At 61.2% G+C, this 15677-nt stretch carries 18 protein-coding genes and 2 tRNA genes; 17 read left to right on the top strand and 3 right to left on the bottom strand.

Annotation, left to right across the window (positions count from 1 at the left end; all coding sequences use genetic code 11):
• Window positions 1–92: 92 nt before the first annotated feature.
• From murA to AC0NIE_RS12810, 11 genes are all read left to right on the top strand, one after another.
• The gene (murA, locus tag AC0NIE_RS12860; protein ID WP_123146622.1) at window positions 93–1385 is read left to right on the top strand and encodes a UDP-N-acetylglucosamine 1-carboxyvinyltransferase; all 1293 of its coding nucleotides are present in this window, start codon (window positions 93–95) and stop codon (window positions 1383–1385) included.
• 331 nt (window positions 1386–1716) lie between these two features.
• On the top strand, window positions 1717–2151 hold the full coding sequence (locus AC0NIE_RS12855) for a DUF2948 family protein (RefSeq protein ID WP_473488542.1): 435 nt from the start codon (window positions 1717–1719) through the stop codon (window positions 2149–2151).
• Between the two features lie 10 nt (window positions 2152–2161).
• On the top strand, window positions 2162–3454 hold the full coding sequence (gene hisD / locus AC0NIE_RS12850) for a histidinol dehydrogenase (RefSeq protein ID WP_123146620.1): 1293 nt from the start codon (window positions 2162–2164) through the stop codon (window positions 3452–3454).
• A gap of 6 nt (window positions 3455–3460) precedes the next feature.
• Window positions 3461–3946 carry a UPF0262 family protein gene (locus tag AC0NIE_RS12845; RefSeq protein ID WP_123146619.1) on the top strand — a complete coding sequence of 162 codons (486 nt, stop codon included), beginning with the start codon at window positions 3461–3463 and terminating at the stop codon, window positions 3944–3946.
• Between the two features lie 43 nt (window positions 3947–3989).
• On the top strand, window positions 3990–4397 hold the full coding sequence (locus tag AC0NIE_RS12840) for an arsenate-mycothiol transferase ArsC (protein WP_123146618.1): 408 nt from the start codon (window positions 3990–3992) through the stop codon (window positions 4395–4397).
• Between the two features lie 91 nt (window positions 4398–4488).
• Window positions 4489–4707: a translation initiation factor IF-1 gene (infA, locus tag AC0NIE_RS12835; RefSeq protein ID WP_006200926.1), complete on the top strand. Its 219-nt coding sequence runs from the start codon at window positions 4489–4491 to the stop codon at window positions 4705–4707.
• Between the two features lie 27 nt (window positions 4708–4734).
• Window positions 4735–5361: a Maf-like protein gene (locus AC0NIE_RS12830; RefSeq protein ID WP_123146617.1), complete on the top strand. Its 627-nt coding sequence runs from the start codon at window positions 4735–4737 to the stop codon at window positions 5359–5361.
• Between the two features lie 13 nt (window positions 5362–5374).
• Entirely contained in the window at window positions 5375–5572 is a 198-nt protein-coding gene (gene yacG, locus AC0NIE_RS12825) for a DNA gyrase inhibitor YacG (RefSeq protein ID WP_095491465.1), read from the top strand.
• Between the two features lie 197 nt (window positions 5573–5769).
• Window positions 5770–5845 (top strand) — tRNA-Phe (locus AC0NIE_RS12820).
• A 212-nt stretch (window positions 5846–6057) separates the two neighbouring features.
• Complete coding sequence (locus AC0NIE_RS12815; protein WP_473488541.1) at window positions 6058–7362, top strand: tyrosine-type recombinase/integrase; 1305 nt, start codon at window positions 6058–6060, stop codon at window positions 7360–7362.
• A 230-nt stretch (window positions 7363–7592) separates the two neighbouring features.
• Window positions 7593–8948 carry an IS5 family transposase gene (locus AC0NIE_RS12810; protein WP_473642175.1) on the top strand — a complete coding sequence of 452 codons (1356 nt, stop codon included), beginning with the start codon at window positions 7593–7595 and terminating at the stop codon, window positions 8946–8948.
• A 72-nt stretch (window positions 8949–9020) separates the two neighbouring features.
• On the opposite strand, the gene AC0NIE_RS12805 is transcribed toward AC0NIE_RS12810, so the two are convergent.
• Entirely contained in the window at window positions 9021–9386 is a 366-nt protein-coding gene (locus AC0NIE_RS12805; RefSeq protein WP_473489169.1) for a tape measure protein, read from the bottom strand.
• A gap of 592 nt (window positions 9387–9978) precedes the next feature.
• Here AC0NIE_RS12805 and AC0NIE_RS12800 point away from each other — a divergent pair.
• From AC0NIE_RS12800 to AC0NIE_RS12780, 5 genes are all read left to right on the top strand, one after another.
• The gene (locus AC0NIE_RS12800; RefSeq protein ID WP_473489170.1) at window positions 9979–10242 is read left to right on the top strand and encodes a DUF3892 domain-containing protein; all 264 of its coding nucleotides are present in this window, start codon (window positions 9979–9981) and stop codon (window positions 10240–10242) included.
• A gap of 84 nt (window positions 10243–10326) precedes the next feature.
• A complete protein-coding gene (locus AC0NIE_RS12795) occupies window positions 10327–10632 on the top strand; it encodes a hypothetical protein (RefSeq protein ID WP_473489171.1) in 306 nt (101 codons plus the stop codon).
• Window positions 10633–12190: 1558 nt separating this feature from the next.
• On the top strand, window positions 12191–12442 hold the full coding sequence (locus AC0NIE_RS12790) for a helix-turn-helix transcriptional regulator (protein WP_473489172.1): 252 nt from the start codon (window positions 12191–12193) through the stop codon (window positions 12440–12442).
• Window positions 12443–12507: 65 nt separating this feature from the next.
• Entirely contained in the window at window positions 12508–12717 is a 210-nt protein-coding gene (locus AC0NIE_RS12785; protein ID WP_473489173.1) for a helix-turn-helix domain-containing protein, read from the top strand.
• 12 nt (window positions 12718–12729) lie between these two features.
• Window positions 12730–13920, top strand: coding sequence for a tyrosine-type recombinase/integrase (locus tag AC0NIE_RS12780; RefSeq protein ID WP_473489174.1), 1191 nt, complete (start codon window positions 12730–12732; stop codon window positions 13918–13920).
• Window positions 13921–14024: 104 nt separating this feature from the next.
• On the opposite strand, the gene AC0NIE_RS12775 is transcribed toward AC0NIE_RS12780, so the two are convergent.
• Window positions 14025–14100 (bottom strand) — tRNA-Ile (locus AC0NIE_RS12775).
• A 232-nt stretch (window positions 14101–14332) separates the two neighbouring features.
• On the opposite strand from AC0NIE_RS12775, the gene AC0NIE_RS12770 reads away from it, so the two are divergent.
• Entirely contained in the window at window positions 14333–15043 is a 711-nt protein-coding gene (locus AC0NIE_RS12770) for an SIMPL domain-containing protein (protein ID WP_473489175.1), read from the top strand.
• A gap of 154 nt (window positions 15044–15197) precedes the next feature.
• Here AC0NIE_RS12770 and AC0NIE_RS12765 read toward each other — a convergent pair whose 3' ends face one another.
• Complete coding sequence (locus tag AC0NIE_RS12765) at window positions 15198–15560, bottom strand: hypothetical protein (protein ID WP_473489176.1); 363 nt, start codon at window positions 15558–15560, stop codon at window positions 15198–15200.
• Between the last annotated feature and the right edge of the window lie 117 nt (window positions 15561–15677).

The following is a 15677-nucleotide window of genomic DNA, read 5'->3' as shown; positions in this document are numbered from 1 at the left end:
GTTTCTTGAACCAAGCCGGCCAATGGTCTAGACCGGCCACAACAGACTCAACCGATTGAAAACCGGCCTTTCGGCCGAGGGGACGCTCTTCCATGGATCGCATCAGAATTGTCGGCGGCAACAAGCTTGCCGGAAGCATTCCGATCTCCGGCGCGAAAAACGCCGCGCTGCCGCTGATGATCGCCTCGCTTTTGACAGACGACACGCTGACCCTGGAAAACGTGCCGCACCTGGCCGATGTCGAGCAGCTGATCCGCATCCTCGGCAACCATGGCGTCGACTATTCGGTCAACGGCCGCCGCGAAAAGCAGCAGGAGGGCTATTCGCGCACCATCACTTTCTCCGCCCGCAACATCGTCGACACCACGGCACCCTACGAGCTGGTGTCGAAGATGCGCGCCTCGTTCTGGGTGATCGGCCCGCTGCTCGCCCGCATGGGCGAGGCCAAGGTTTCGCTGCCCGGCGGCTGCGCCATCGGCACGCGCCCGGTCGACCTTTTCCTGGAAGGCCTTCAGGTGCTGGGCGCCGATATCGACGTCGACACCGGCTATGTCATCGCCAAGACCAGGAACGGCCGTCTTGTCGGCAACCGCTACGTCTTCCCGAAAGTATCGGTCGGCGCCACCCATGTGCTAATGATGGCGGCTTCGCTGGCCAAGGGCGAAACGGTGCTCGAAAACGCCGCCCGCGAGCCCGAGATCGTCAACCTCGCCGAATGCCTCAACGCCATGGGCGCCAGGATTTCCGGCGCCGGCACCGCGACCATCACCATCGACGGCGTCGAAGCGCTGTCGGGCGCGCGCGTCCGGGTGATACCCGACCGCATCGAGACCGGCACCTATGCGATGGCCGTCGCCATGACCGGCGGCGATGTCGTGCTCGAAGGTGCGCGGGCGGACCTGTTGCAGACCGCGCTCGACGTGATTTCCCAGACCGGCGCCGAGATCACGCAGACCAATTCCGGCATCCGTGTCAGGCGCAATGGCGCCGGCATTGCGCCGGTCGACGTGACGACAGCGCCGTTCCCGGCGTTCCCGACCGACCTGCAGGCGCAGTTCATGGGCCTGATGACGATGGCCAACGGCAAGTCGCGCATCACCGAGACGATCTTCGAAAACCGCTTCATGCACGTCCAGGAACTTGCCCGGCTCGGCGCCCACATAACGCTGTCCGGCCAGACGGCGATCGTCGACGGCGTGCCGAAGCTGAAGGGCGCGCCGGTCATGGCGACCGATCTTCGCGCTTCGGTGTCGCTGGTCATCGCCGGCCTGGCGGCCGAAGGCGAGACCACGGTCAACCGGGTCTATCATCTCGACCGCGGTTTTGAACGGCTGGAAGAAAAGCTGTCCGGCTGCGGCGCGGTGATCGAACGGATTTCGGGTTAGGGGAATCGGCAGAACCCAGGGCCTCAGACCAATTATCGATCTCAGCGCCGCCCCTCATCTGCCTGCCGGCATCTTCTCCCCGTATAGTGACGGGGAGAAGGCGCTGGCCGCGACCTTGGCTCCCTTTCTGCAACGCTGGAGAGTGGCGAAATCCTGTGCCAAGGCGTTCCTTTTCCCCGTCACTTTACGGGGCGAAGTGCCCGGCAGGGCGATGAGGGGCAGCGCACACCTGGCGCGATTGCCCTGGTCGGAATCCGTGGCGCGGTTGCACGGATCGCCAAGACCGCCTAACAGAAAGTCGATTGTAAACCTTCGCAGGTGCGAAATCCGCATGAACCTTCTCAAGCTTGTCGCGCTCGACGATCAGGATCTGAGCATCGTCTCGGCCCATGTCCAGGACGCCGTGCTGAAGGTCGGCGATCTCGAATACATGCCGGCGGTCAAGCGCTTCGTGATGACGATGAACCGCTTCGTCTGGGAGGCGAAACCGGGCCTGTTCCGCCAGCACAATGAGCGGCGGCAAAGCGTGCTGCATTTCGACCGGGTGCTGGGCGCCAAGACCAGCGGCATTGCCCGCGACACGCCGGATGAGGTGCTGTCGCTGCTGGCGATCAGCTTCCTCGCGCTCGACAAGCCGGCCGGCATTGTCGAGCTGATCTTTTCAGGCGGCGGCGCGATCATGCTCGATGTCGAGTGCATCGAGGCACGGCTCGCTGACATTGGCGGCGCATGGGAAGCGACGTCACGCCCCTTCCACAGAGCCTGAGCAGCACAAGATGGCCATCACCCTTCGTCTGTCCGATGCCGATTTCGAGCAGCGTTTTGCCGCGTTCCTTTTGACCAAGCGCGAAGTCTCGGCGGACGTCGACGCCGTGGTGCGCGCGATCATCGCGCGGGTGCGCGCCGAGGGCGACGCGGCGCTCATCGAGTATACGCAGAAATTCGAAAAGGCCGATCTGAAAGACCTCGGCATAGCCGTGTCGCAAGACGACATCGCCAAGGCCTACGATGCGGCCGACCCGCAGACGATCGAGGCGCTTAAATTCGCCCGTGATCGGATCCGCTCCCACCACGAGCGGCAGCGGCCAAAGGACGACCGCTATACGGACGCAATCGGCGTCGAGCTCGGCTCGCGCTGGACGGCGATCGAGGCGGTCGGGCTCTATGTGCCGGGCGGCACGGCGAGCTATCCAAGCTCGGTGCTGATGAGTGCCGTACCGGCCAAGGTCGCCGGCGTCGAGCGCATCGTCATGGCGGTGCCGGCGCCCGGCGGCATCATCAATCCGCTGGTGCTGGTGGCGGCGGATCTGACCGGCATATCCGAAATCTACCGTGTCGGCGGCGCGCAGGCGATCGCGGCGCTGGCCTATGGCACCGAGACGATAAAGCCGGTCGCCAAGATCGTCGGCCCCGGCAATGCCTATGTCGCCGCGGCCAAGCGCCAGGTGTTCGGCACGGTCGGCATCGACATGATCGCCGGGCCTTCGGAAGTGCTTATCGTTGCCGACGGCAGCAACGATCCGGACTGGATCGCAGCCGACCTGCTTGCCCAGGCCGAGCATGACGTGTCGGCGCAGTCGATCCTGATCACCGACGATCCCGCCTTCGGCGCGGCGGTCGAACAGGCGGTCGAACGCCAGTTGAAAAACCTGTCGCGCGCCGAGACGGCGGCGGCGAGCTGGCGCGATTTCGGCGCCGTCATCCTTGTTCCGCGAATCGAGGCAGCACCGCCGCTGGTCGACCGCATCGCGGCCGAACATGTCGAGCTTGCCATCGACGAGCCAGAAGCCTTCCTGGCGCGGATGCGCAATGCCGGTGCCGTCTTTCTCGGCCGCCACACGCCGGAAGCCATCGGCGACTATGTCGGCGGCTCCAACCATGTGCTGCCGACGGCGCGCTCGGCGCGCTTCTCGTCCGGGCTTTCGGTGCTCGATTTCGTCAAGCGCACCTCAATCCTGAAGCTCGGGCCGGAGCAATTGCGGGCGCTGGCGCCGGCGGCCATCGCGCTGGCCAAGGCGGAAGGCCTCGACGCGCATGGACGCTCCGTCGCCATACGGCTGAATATGTAGACTGACATGGCGGACTACGATCGAACCCCTGCCAGGCTGATCGATGTCGAACTCGACGAATCGATCGGCCGTTCGACGCCCGATGTCGAGCATGAGCGGGCGGTGGCGATCTTCGACCTGATCGAGGAAAACAGCTTCCAGCCGGTCAATGACGACGGCGCCGGACCCTACCGGCTAAAACTGTCGCTGGCCGAATCCCGCCTGGTCTTCGCGGTGACGCGTGAGGACGGCGCTGCGGTGGTCACCCATATCCTGTCGCTGACGCCGCTCAGGCGCATCGTCAAGGACTACTACATGATCTGCGAAAGCTACTACGACGCCATCCGCACCTCGACTCCCAGCCAGATCGAGGCGATCGATATGGGCCGGCGCGGGCTGCACAATGAAGGCTCGCAGACGTTGATGGACCGGTTGGCCGGCAAGATCGATATCGATTTCGATACGGCGCGCCGGCTGTTCACGCTGGTCTGCGTGCTGCACTGGCGAGGCTGAGCTGCCAGCCCCTCTGCCCCGCTCGATCCTGTTTTTCTGCGGCATGAACGCGGTGCGCTCGCCGATGGCCGAACTGCTGGCGCGCCAGGTGCTTCCGGCGACAACTTTCGTGGCGTCGGCCGGGGTGCGCGGCGGCGAACGCGACCCGTTCGTCGACGCCGTGCTGGCCGAGGACCGGCTTTCGCTGGGCGAACGGCACCCAAGGACACTGGACGATCTCGAGGACGACTATTTCGACCTGATCGTCACGCTATCGCCGGAAGCCCATCACACCGCGCTCGAGCTTACCCGCTCGCTTGCCGTCGACGTCGAATATTGGCCGATGCCGGACCCGACAGACGTCGGCGGCACGCGCGAGCAGATCATGGCCGCCTATCGCGAGGTGCGCGAACGGCTGAAGGCGCGGATCGGCCGCCGTTTTGTGGCGCCGGAAGGCAAAAAACCGCGCTGATTAAGCATGTTCACAAGCGCACGATTATCATATAGGTTCCGCGCAAATTCCGGCCGGCGCGCTGGGAATCCCATCCAAGCAAAGGTATCGAATGCCGAAGGAAGAAGTCCTCGAGTTTCCGGGTGTCGTCACGGAATTGTTGCCCAACGCGATGTTCAGGGTGAAGCTCGAAAACGAACACGAAATCATCGCCCACACGGCCGGCCGCATGCGCAAGAACCGCATCCGCGTGCTGACCGGCGACAAGGTCCTGGTCGAGATGACACCTTACGACCTGACCAAGGGCCGCATCACCTACCGTTTCAAGTAAGATCGTCAGAGTTCGGTCGGGATCGCGATGAGCATTTTGCAGAAGCTCGTGCTTGCCTCGGGTTCGCCGCGCCGGATCGAACTGTTGCAGCAGGCCGGCATCGAGCCGGACCGCGTGCTGCCGGCCGGTGTCGACGAGACGCCGCTGCGCGCCGAGCATCCGCGCTCGCTGGCCAAGCGCCTTTCGAAGGAAAAGGCCGAGAAGGCGCTGGCCTCGCTGCAGGCGGAAGACGACTATGTGCCGAGCTTCGTGCTGGCCGCCGACACGGTGGTCGCCGTCGGCCGGCGCGTCCTGCCCAAGGCCGAAACGTTCGACGACGTCGCCAATTGCCTCGGCCTGCTGTCAGGTCGTTCGCACCGGGTTTATTCCGGCATCTGCCTGATCACGCCGGGCGGCAAGCTGCGCCAGCGGCTGATCGAGACCAGGGTGCGTTTCAAGCGGCTGCCGCGCGCCGAGATCGACGCCTATGTCGCCTCGGGAGAATGGCGCGGCAAGGCCGGCGGCTATGCCGTCCAGGGCCTGGCCGGCGCTTTTGTCGTCAAGCTTGTCGGCTCCTACACCAATGTCGTCGGCCTGCCGCTCTATGAGACGGTGGCGCTGCTGACCGGCGAGGGTTTCAAGGTGCATGCCAAATGGCAGTCAGCTCGGCCATGAGTTCGGGGCGGCTATGAGCTCGGACGACAAGGTCACGCCGCTGCGCCCCAAGCGGCCCTGCCCCGAGTGCGGCAAGCCGTCGGCACGTGAGACCTACCCGTTCTGCTCCGTGCGCTGCAAGGACATCGACCTCAACCGCTGGCTCAAGGGCGCCTATGTCATTCCGGCCCGCGACGACGAGGACGAAACGGACAACGATCCTCCCAAATGAGGCTGTTCAGAGCAGCCTGCGGGCCTCGACCGCGTCCCGTGAATCCGCCCGTCGAGCAACTGCTGGTTTCCCGCTTGAAATCAGCGCTTAAGCGCTGGACAGGCCGGATTCCCGTGCTATAACCCACCCGCTTTCAAGGGGCGCCTGCGGCGCTTTCAAGAAATCCGGCGTGCAGAACTGCCCGCGTGCCGGAACAGGCCCAGATAGCTCAGTTGGTAGAGCAGCGGACTGAAAATCCGCGTGTCGGTGGTTCGAATCCGCCTCTGGGCACCATCCCCTCTTCTCCCGACAGTCTCTTTCGCCGAAGCATTTACGCTTTCGTATCTGCAACTATCTGAGATGCTTGGCGATTTTGGCGCGCAAGGCGCGGTTGGTCGGGTTTTGTGGAATTTCGGCGTAGTTGGTCCAACGAGGCGGAGGGCTGGTATTTTCGCTGGTATTGGAGATCCTGATGGTATCGATGCAGCCAAATGGAGGTCCCGAAAATGGCCCTTTCCGACGTGAAATGCCGAAATGCCCGACCCGCTTCCAAGCTCGTGAAATTGACTGACGGGGGCGGGCTCCAGCTTTGGGTGCAGCCTACTGGATCTCGCCTATGGCGCCTCGCCTACCGTTTTGGCGGCAAGCAGAAGCTTCTGGCGTTGGGCAGCTATCCCCTCATCTCCCTCGCTGAGGCACGCGAAGCGCGCGATACCGCCAAACGTCTCCTCCTACGTGGCATCGACCCCGCACAAGAGCGTAAGTTGCAAAAGGCTTCGGCAGAGGACACCTTTCGCTTAATCGCGGATGACTATGTCGACAAGCTGAAGAAGGAGGGACGTGCCGACCGGACCATCACCAAAGTCAAATGGTTGCTCGACTTTGCCCATCCAGCGTTTGGGGACAAAAGCGTTCGGGAGATTGATCCGGCTACAATTCTTGCCGCTCTCCGCAGCGTGGAGGTTCGCGGTCGATACGAGTCGGCCAGGCGACTGCGCTCCACCATCGGCAGCGTGTTTCGATATGCAATCGCAACCGCACGCGCCGATGCAGATCCGACAATCGCCCTAAGGGGGGCACTTGTCGGTCCGACGGTCACGCCGCGTGCCGCGGTTACCGATCCCAGGGCCTTAGGAGGCTTGCTGAGGGCGATCAATGCATTTGACGGACAGCCTACAACCCGAGCCGCCCTGAAGCTGATGGCCCTGCTGTTTCCCCGCCCCGGCGAGCTGCGCGCGGCCCGATGGGACGAGTTCGATTTCGAAAGCTCGGTGTGGAGCATCCCTGAAGGGCGCATGAAGATGAGACGGCCGCACCGCGTACCTCTTTCCAGGCAGGCCGTCGGGGTCCTAACCTCACTTAGAGAAATCTCTGGTGGTGAAGCGCTGTTGTTTCCTAGTGTTCGATCGGGCTCGCGTCCGATTTCCGACAACACGCTTAACGCTGCCCTTCGCCGTATGGGGTACGGCAAGGAAGAAGCTACCGCACACGGTTTTCGAGCAACGGCATCAACTCTGCTAAACGAATGCGGAAAATGGCATCCCGACGCCATAGAGCGGCAGCTGGCCCATATTGAGAACAACGACGTTCGTCGCGCCTACGCCCGGGCAGAGCACTGGGAAGAGCGCGTCAAGATGATGCAATGGTGGGCCGATTATCTGGACGAGCTCGAGAGCAAAAACCAGCGCGTGATCCCAATCGGGGGACGCGGCGAATCCGCCATCCACACACCATCGCGAGAATTCACTTTGAACCCAACATCCACGGTTCACCAAGCGCCGAGGTCTCCCAGCTCCCAAAAATCATGCTGATGTCGGAAAACGCCGGAACTGAGGACTAAGTGGTAGGCCCGGAGGGTTAGCGGGTGGTTCACCAGTCGTCCGTGAAGAACGCGGAACGCTTTGATTTAATTTAAGATTTTCGCCTGAATTTGGGTTTCGTTTTGCCGGAAATCGTGGCTTTGGGCGGCGATTTCCGGCAAAATGTTTGCATCTGCGTTGCGTGATTCGATGGCGTTTCGACCGGAGAGGGGAAGCAAGCGATGCGGCCGAAGGAACGGCGAGACAGTGGCCAGGCGGACCTGTTGCGGTCCCGGCTCGACCAGATCCTGAACATGGAACATGCACTGGTGAAGCTGGCGACGGCGATCGACTGGCGCTGCCTGGAAGAGAAGCTCGGCGAGGTCTACGACGATGGCCCCGGCCGGCCGCCGCTGCCGACGCGGCTGATGGCGGGGCTGGCGATCCTGAAGTCGATGCACAACCTGTCCGATGAAGGGCTGTGCGAGCGCTGGCTGGAAAACCCCTATTATCAGCTGTTCTGCGGCGAGGAGTTCTTCCAGCACCGCCTGGTCTTCGACCGCACCTCGCTGACGCGCTGGCGCCTGCGCATGGGCGAGGAGCGGCTGACGGCGCTGCTGCAGGAGAGCCTGGCGGCGGCGACCCGGCTGGGGGCGGCCAAGCCGGCCGACTTCCGCGCGGTGATCGTCGACACCACCGTGCAGGAGAAGGCGATCACCTTTCCGACCGACGCCAAGCTGATGCATCGCGCCCGCGAGCGGCTGGTCAAGCTGGCCGGGAAGCACGGCATCCGCCTGCGCCAGTCCTATGCGCGGGTCGGCAAGATCGCGCTGATCAAGCATCAGCGTTATGCCCACGCCAAGCAGTTCAGGCGGGCCAACCGGCAGCTCAAGCGGCTGCGCACCATGCTGGGCGCGGTGATCCGCGACATCACCCGCAAGATCGCCGGGCGGCCGGAGCTGATGGCGCCCTTCGGTCTGCCGCTGTCGCTGGCCCGCCGCGTCAGGGACCAGCGCCAGCGTGAACGCGGCAGGAAGGTCTACTCCCTGCACGCTCCCGAGGTCGAATGCATCGGCAAGGGCAAGGCCCACAAGCCCTATGAATTCGGCGTCAAGGTCTCGGTCGCCACGCCGCTCTATCGCAGCCGCGGCGGCCAGTTCGTCGCCCATATCAAGGCGATGCCCGGCAATCCCTATGACGGCCACACGCTGGCCACCGTCATCCCCGCGATCGAGACCTCGATCGGAGCCAACCTCACCAAGATCGTCGCCGATGCCGGCTACCGCGGCCACAACGCCCCGAAGGACAAGACGTTCAAGGTCCATGTCGCCGGCTACAAGCGCGGCCTCACCAAGGCCGTCAAACGGGCGCTGCGACGCCGGGCCGCCGTCGAACCCGTCATCGGCCATCTCAAGAACGACCACCGCATGGGGCGCAACTTCCTGGCCTTCTCCGAAGGCGACGCCAACAACGCCGTGCTCGCCGCCGTCGGCTACAACTTCAGCCTCCTGCTCAACTGGCTGAGGCTTTTGTGTGCCTTCTTCCTGACGCTGCTCGCAGCCACCGCAAAGCCGCCACTGCGGCCCCGATCAGCCTGAACTCCGCCCCTCAGTTGGGACAAAGCGCTCCAACGCAGATCACTTTCAAGGTTGACGCGAAAATCGCTTTCTTCACGGACGACTCACCAAGCCCATGCCGCTCGATAGCGCCTGGCTAGCCGCCTGCTCGCTCGCTTCGGCGCCACCAGCCTTGAATGCCTTGTTGACGACCTCGGTTGCGGTAGCAACCTCTTGCTCGTTCTTGGCAACGCTGGCCGTGGCTCGCAGAAGCATGGCGGATAGGTCGACCGTCTGCGTAAGACCAGAGCGCGTGTCTGTTGCGATCTGATTTAGCTGGTCGAGCGATCTTGTTGAACGCCCGCTAACCAAAGCGGAGGCGGCAATCTTGCCAGCCGTCGTCCACGCGTCGGCATAGTCCTTGATCTTGTCGACGGCAAAGTCGCCGGCAACCTGCCGCGCGCGTCTTGAGGCTGTCAAGTCCGGCTACCGAACAGCCGCCAAGTTCAGCCCATCGCTGAGCTTCTTGTTTGTCTCCTTGAACTGCTTTTGGATGTCCGTAAGCTGCTTTTGGCCGTGGAATTGGCTTTTGTAAGCGCGCGTTCGAACTTGGCCGTGGAAGCTTTCAGGCTAACTATTAGCCGCTCTAAGTCAGTCGCCATATGCGGCCCCGAAGGCATGCGGTGACGTTCCGGCCCGGCGGCAGGTTGGGTAGTCATCAGATGTTTTCCTCAAGAAAAAAAAAGGGATGCGATAAGTCAGACTTACTGATTTATCGGTCAGAGACCATTATTTAAAACAAGACGTTACTGGCCGTTTACTGAAAGACAGAGTTTGCATAGAAAAGAGGCAGACGGCATGTGATTCGCCGTCTGCCTCTGTCTGTTGCGTACTCGCGGTCGTGTGGTGCCGAGTGGACGAACAAAGACCGCGAGTCCGCTCCTTGGCAGGTCGGTAGCTAGCGTCCTGAGGCTTACTTGGCAAGCCGCAGGAGCTACGAAATGGTCAGACATCCTCTCAAGCGCTACCATTCTCAATTGCTCCGCAACACGCTCGAAAGGAGCAATTCCAAATGACAGACGTGCAGGTTACTTGTATCAACAAAGTTCCACGTGAGGACAAACACGAGGGTATTACGCACCTCGGCAACTCCACCGGCAAATGGACCAGATCTCAGGTAATCCAGTGGATCGAGGATGGCACCAACACATTCTACACGATGGTTGGTGGCAAACGCGCTAACGTCGGTGTGGTCAATGGACCGAATGGCAAATACGTCCGCACTCATGCTGACGGGACGTACAACGATAACTTGTTGGCGCTCACTGAGTGTTAGTAAGGAAATAGTCAAAGTACGCGCTGCCGGACTGCTTGGGCCGGCAGCGCAACTAATCATTTTTGCGCAGATCGGATACGACTGATGCCGTCATTTATTGCCTCATATGACCTCAAAGAGACCAAACCCGCTCCCCATGGCGAATTCATCAATCAGGCGATCAACCGCGGTTGGAAGATCGAAATATGGGGAGGCAGGACCAAAAAGTGGTACCGCCTGCCCAATACAACACTTATCGGTGACTTCTTAACAATCCAGGCCGCCCAAGAGGCATTTGATGCAGCAAGAGTAGCCGCTAGCCAAAAGCTAAAAATACCTGTTGTCGTCGAGAAGCACATTGTCGCCGAGTATTCTTCGGCGAAATTCACCTCCAACGAAAATCACGGTTAGCCGGTGGAGGTCTCTTGACCTTAAATCTCCACGGTACGCAGTGGCAGCTACTCGTCGGCCACTAGTCCCGCCTGGAGAAGGCGCCGAAACCCAACGGTAAGCGGGTTGCTTTGCCCGCGGATGCGATGCAGGGCTGCCAACTGATGTCGGCAGCCCTATCCGTCTTCGGCGACCCGCCCTTGGGCTTCCATCGCGCTTGACATCGGATGTCACGCAGCCTCATCGCCGCCTCGGCAACGCGGGTACTGGCAGCTAGAGCGTGAGATTGCGCGCGGGAGAGGCTGGCCGAAGTGGCGTCGCCGTACGCCCCCCCACAGAACCAGGCTGGTCTCGATCAGCCCCGCCTGAGACTGGTTTGTCGTCGTGCCCGCCGAAGATGTAGTCGCAGTGGCGCGCTGTTTCATAGCTCGCACGATTTCCACGGCTCGCGCCGTGAGCGGCACACGATGTTCGATGCCGCCCTTCATCCGTTCGGCAGGAACAACCCACAGCGCAGCATTCGAATCGATCTCTGCGAATGTGGCTCGCCGAGCCTCTCCGGAAGGCGCCACGGTAAGGATAATAAGCTCCACTGCCCTGGCCGCTACGCCCATCGACTCACGAAGCTTCGACATCAACGTTGTCGCATCATAGGTATGCGAGCGCAGCATGACGGCCGCGTTGGAGTTTCTTCCGCGCGGGCATCACCTTGTCTAGAAGACCCAGCCAGCGCGCCGGGTTGCCGGCCGTACGCCAGTCGTGGGCGCCTAAATTGAGAAAAAGGCGGAGAGGCGGGCACTCCTTCCGCTGTCGATGGAAGGATTGAAATCTTCAACAACCCCTCCCTTCGGCAGTCGACCTTGACTATATGGGCTCCACTCCGCTCTTCACGACCGTGCTCTCGCCGAGGAGCTTGGTGAGGCATGCTCAACCGATCCGGTTTATGATATCTCTTGTTCACGCGCACGGCGGAACAAAATGCTCCAAGACGGTCCATGTACAGGGTATTTATCTAAGCATTGCAGCAGTTTCACCGACAATGTGCCGATCAGGCTAGCCAGCGATTTGACAGGCCCTGGATATACGCCGCTCACGGCAGCCCACGCTCAAATCCTATCTCGAGCCGCTCGACCCCGGTAGGGTTGGTTGCACTCGTAGTTGGGTGCAGTCTCTGGGTATTGGCTCAATAGCTGCCATCCGCCAATTTCTTGCGCCGTAGACAGCACGTCCGCCTTGTATCACCATGGCCTCGTGGTCGATTATTTCGGCGGCGATATGCCGATTCATGCTTACGGCATCGGAGCCTTCCGATTCTGGCCCAAACGCGACGACAGTAGTGGCTCGCTCACCGCCAGCCCCCCAAAGCCGTCCGCCTGTCCCACTTCTCGCTTTCTGCCGTGATCACACCTTGACACATTGCTGCCAGTTTATGCCGAACGAACGAGTCAGGCCGCTTCCGCTTACCGAGGCTCTTCTTATTTTAGCCCAACACGATCTCCTCGCTACGAATTGGCAACTAGGATGTGGCTTTGCGCTTCGATACCAACACGCCTGGATTACCAGGACCGAGGCAGCGTCCATGAAGAGTGACGCAATCTCGTATGCCCCACGAGGACTGTCTCGTGAGGAAGCGGCTCGTTACATCGGTGTCGGATCGACGCTTTTTGACGAGATGGTCGCCGATGGGCGGATGCCCCAGCCCAAGCGCATCAACAGCCGCGCTGTCTGGGATCGTGTAGCCCTGGATATTGCTTTCACCTCGTTGCCGGACAAAAATAGCGGCCTTCAAGAGCTGTTGGAACGAAGCAAACGGGACGTAGAAAAAAGATAGCAATTACGCTTGTTGCGTATACGCTGCAGACGTAGTACGATGATAGCCCGTGCGGAAGGCATGACGTGAACGAGAATGAGAAACTTGCGCAAGACGTGAAAGCATGGCGGGCCAAGGAAGGGTTCACTGCCGCAGCCGCGGCAAAGGTGCTGGGAATACCGAAGCGCACCTTTGAAGGCATAGAGCAAGGAAGAGGCTTTCCTTACCCGGTGCTCCTGCGCGTTGCCATCGAACGCGAAACCCGTTCGCTAGGGGCAAATCTGAAAGGGTCCTGAAAGGAGCATTTGATGGCTCGCCCATTTAAGGACGCCAGTTACCCTGGGGTATCTTCGCGCTTCAAGAACGGCAAGCTAATCTATCGCTACCGCGCAAAGGGCATGCCTGAAATCCGGCTCCCCGGTAAGCCCGGAGATCCCGAGTTCGAGGTGGCTTACGAGAAAGCCACGCAGGGCCAACACAAGAAGGCAGCCATCATTGATTTGCCCGGTCGGGCACTACCAAAGACTTTTGGCCATGCCGCGCGTCGGCTTGAAACGACAATGGAGTGGCTAGATTTTGATGAAGCGACGCAGCGGAAGAATGCGCGACTGATCGAGCGTTTTCTCAATCTACGGATTGATCCCAACTACCCACTCACCTGGGGCGATACTCCTGTCGAACATCTCGATGCGGATCGGCTTCGCGCCATAATTGAAGGCATCTTCAGAACGAACCGTACGGTCGCCAAACACATGCTGGTGGCCATCAAGAAGCTTGTATGGGTCGCGACCGACATCGAAAAATGGATAAAACCGCACGACGATCCCTCGTTGTCCATCCGCGTGCGAGTGCCGAAATCGACCAGGAACCCGGCCTGGCCGATCGCGATGCGCGAAAGGTTCGAGGAGCGACACCCCATCGGCACAGCCGCACGAACCTGCTATGCACTCGGCTTCTGGCTTGGAAATCGCCGCGGCGATATCGCTGCTCTTGCGTGGGATGATCTTTTAACCGAAGAGATCGAACTGTTCGATGGCTCACTGGTGCTAGTCGAGGCCTTTCATTTCCGACAGAAGAAGAACCGCAACCGCCATGGCGGGCGCGAGATGTTCATTCCAGTCGTAGACAAGCTAGCAGCGGCCTTGGAGCCGCTTGATCGCTCGCAAGGCGGCTCCGTCTTAAAAAACGCGTATAGCAGGTCATTTTCGGAAAAGAGCCTGACGGGCATGATGCAGCACTGGACGCGGCAGGCGGGAATTCCTAGCGGCTACACGCTCCATGGTCTGCGCCGCACCTTCGGCACTTACCTCGCTGAATGCAACATCCAAGCGCGGGCCATCATGGAGGCTATGGGCCATTCCTCCATGGCGGTAACGGATGACTACGTGCGCGAGGCTAACAAGAAGCGGATCGCGGTTGATATTGCTCGTGCCATCAACGAGCGCGAGGCCAAACGCGACGCCATGAAGCGGCGGGCAAACCTCCGCATCGTCAGATGATCAAATCGAGTCGGAACAAACCGGGACCGCGGTCTCTTTGGGCCCATAATGGGCCCAAAACGTTTTGGGCCGTGGGCAGTTTTTGTCAATAAAATCAATGATTATGGTGGGCCCGGAGGGACTCGAACCCCCAACCAAGCGGTTATGAGCCGCCGGCTCTAACCATTGAGCTACAGGCCCCACACGCGGCTGGATTAATGTTTTTCCCCGAATCGCACAAGGCTTTCCGAACTGGCTGGCCGAGATCGTCCAAATCAGCCCATATTCAGACATTAGAGCGATGTGCGTCCACTTAGACGCGCGAAGCTCTAACGCTTTGAATCTACGCATCGTGCTTCCCGAAATCGATTCCGATTCTTGGGCCGATGCGGTAGTCGACAGCGCCACTGGATCGCAGACCGAGGAGATTTTTATGACCAGACATCTTTTGCCCTTGGCGCTCGCCGCCGCAATCGCGTTCCCGACGATGGCCGGCGCGACCGATTCGCCGCCCCCGCCCCGTATCGTCGTCACCGGCGAAGGCGAAGCGACCGCGGCCCCCGATCTGGCGCTGCTGACGCTCAGCGTCATGCGCGAGGCCAAGACCGCGCGTGCCGCGCTCGATGCCAACAACGACGCCATGGCCTCCGTGATCGCCGCTATGAAGTCGGCTGGCATCAAGGAGCGCGACCTGCAGACAGCCGGCATCCAGATCAGCCCGCGCTACAACTACACCAACAAGCCGGACGGCAGCCAGGAAGCCGAACTCATCGCCTACCAGGTGACCAACACGCTTTCGGTGCGCATCCGCGACATCGACAAAACCGGCGAGATTCTCGACAAGGCGGTATCGCTCGGCGTCAACCAGGGCGGCGGCATCTCGTTTTCCAACGAGGATCCGGCTGCAACTCTCACCGAAGCCCGCAAGAAGGCAGTCGCCGACGCCATGGCCAAGGCAAAGACGCTGGCTGAAGCCGCCGACGTCAGCATCGGGCGGGTGCTGGAAATCACCGACCAGAATGTCGCGCCGCCGCCGATACCGATGAACGCCAAGGCCTTCGACGCGGCCCGCGAATCGGTCCCGCTGCAGGCCGGCGAGAATTCCTACACGGTGCAGGTCACTGTCACTTTCGAGTTGAAGTGACCGCCGCCTGCGGTTCAGCCTTTGCTGCATCAAAAAAACCCCGGAGGACTGGTCCTCCGGGGTTTTTTCCGAACCACACCCTTCCTCCCGGAAAGGCTCTACTACTCCAGGCCGCTGCCGGTCGGCAACGTGCCGTTTGCCGGCAGATGAATGATTACCGGTAGATGACCGGGCAGCCGCGCTCGTTGGCGAACACGATCATCACGCGGTCGCCGTACTGGCGGCCCGCGACTTTCACCGTCCGGCGGCTGACGTCGACAATACGGGCGCGGCGCAGACCCAAGCGCTCTGCCTTATTGAGGGCACGGTATGGCGAGCAGGACCGGCGCCAGTCGCGTTCGCGGCGGCGTTCGCGGTAGAAATCATCGTCGTCGCCCGTATAGACGCCGACGCGCGGATCGTCGTTATTGCCGAAGCCGAGATAGATGCTGTCTGCCTGGGCAGTGGCGGGGATAGCGGCAAGCGTGCCGAGGCCGATAAGCGCCGAAAGGGCCGCCGTCTTGATCGTGTTGAACATTGTCTTCTCTCCTTGTTCAGGGCATCCGCCTGTCTTGATCAAACTGGTGTGTCTTGATCGAACCGATGTGTCTTGGTCGAACCGATGGGGAGGAGAATGCGCCTGCGTATCTGAACT

The organism is Mesorhizobium sp. WSM4842 (assembly GCF_055901575.1).
Note: the sequence above shows the minus strand (reverse complement) of the source record. Positions and strands in the feature narration are given on the sequence as shown.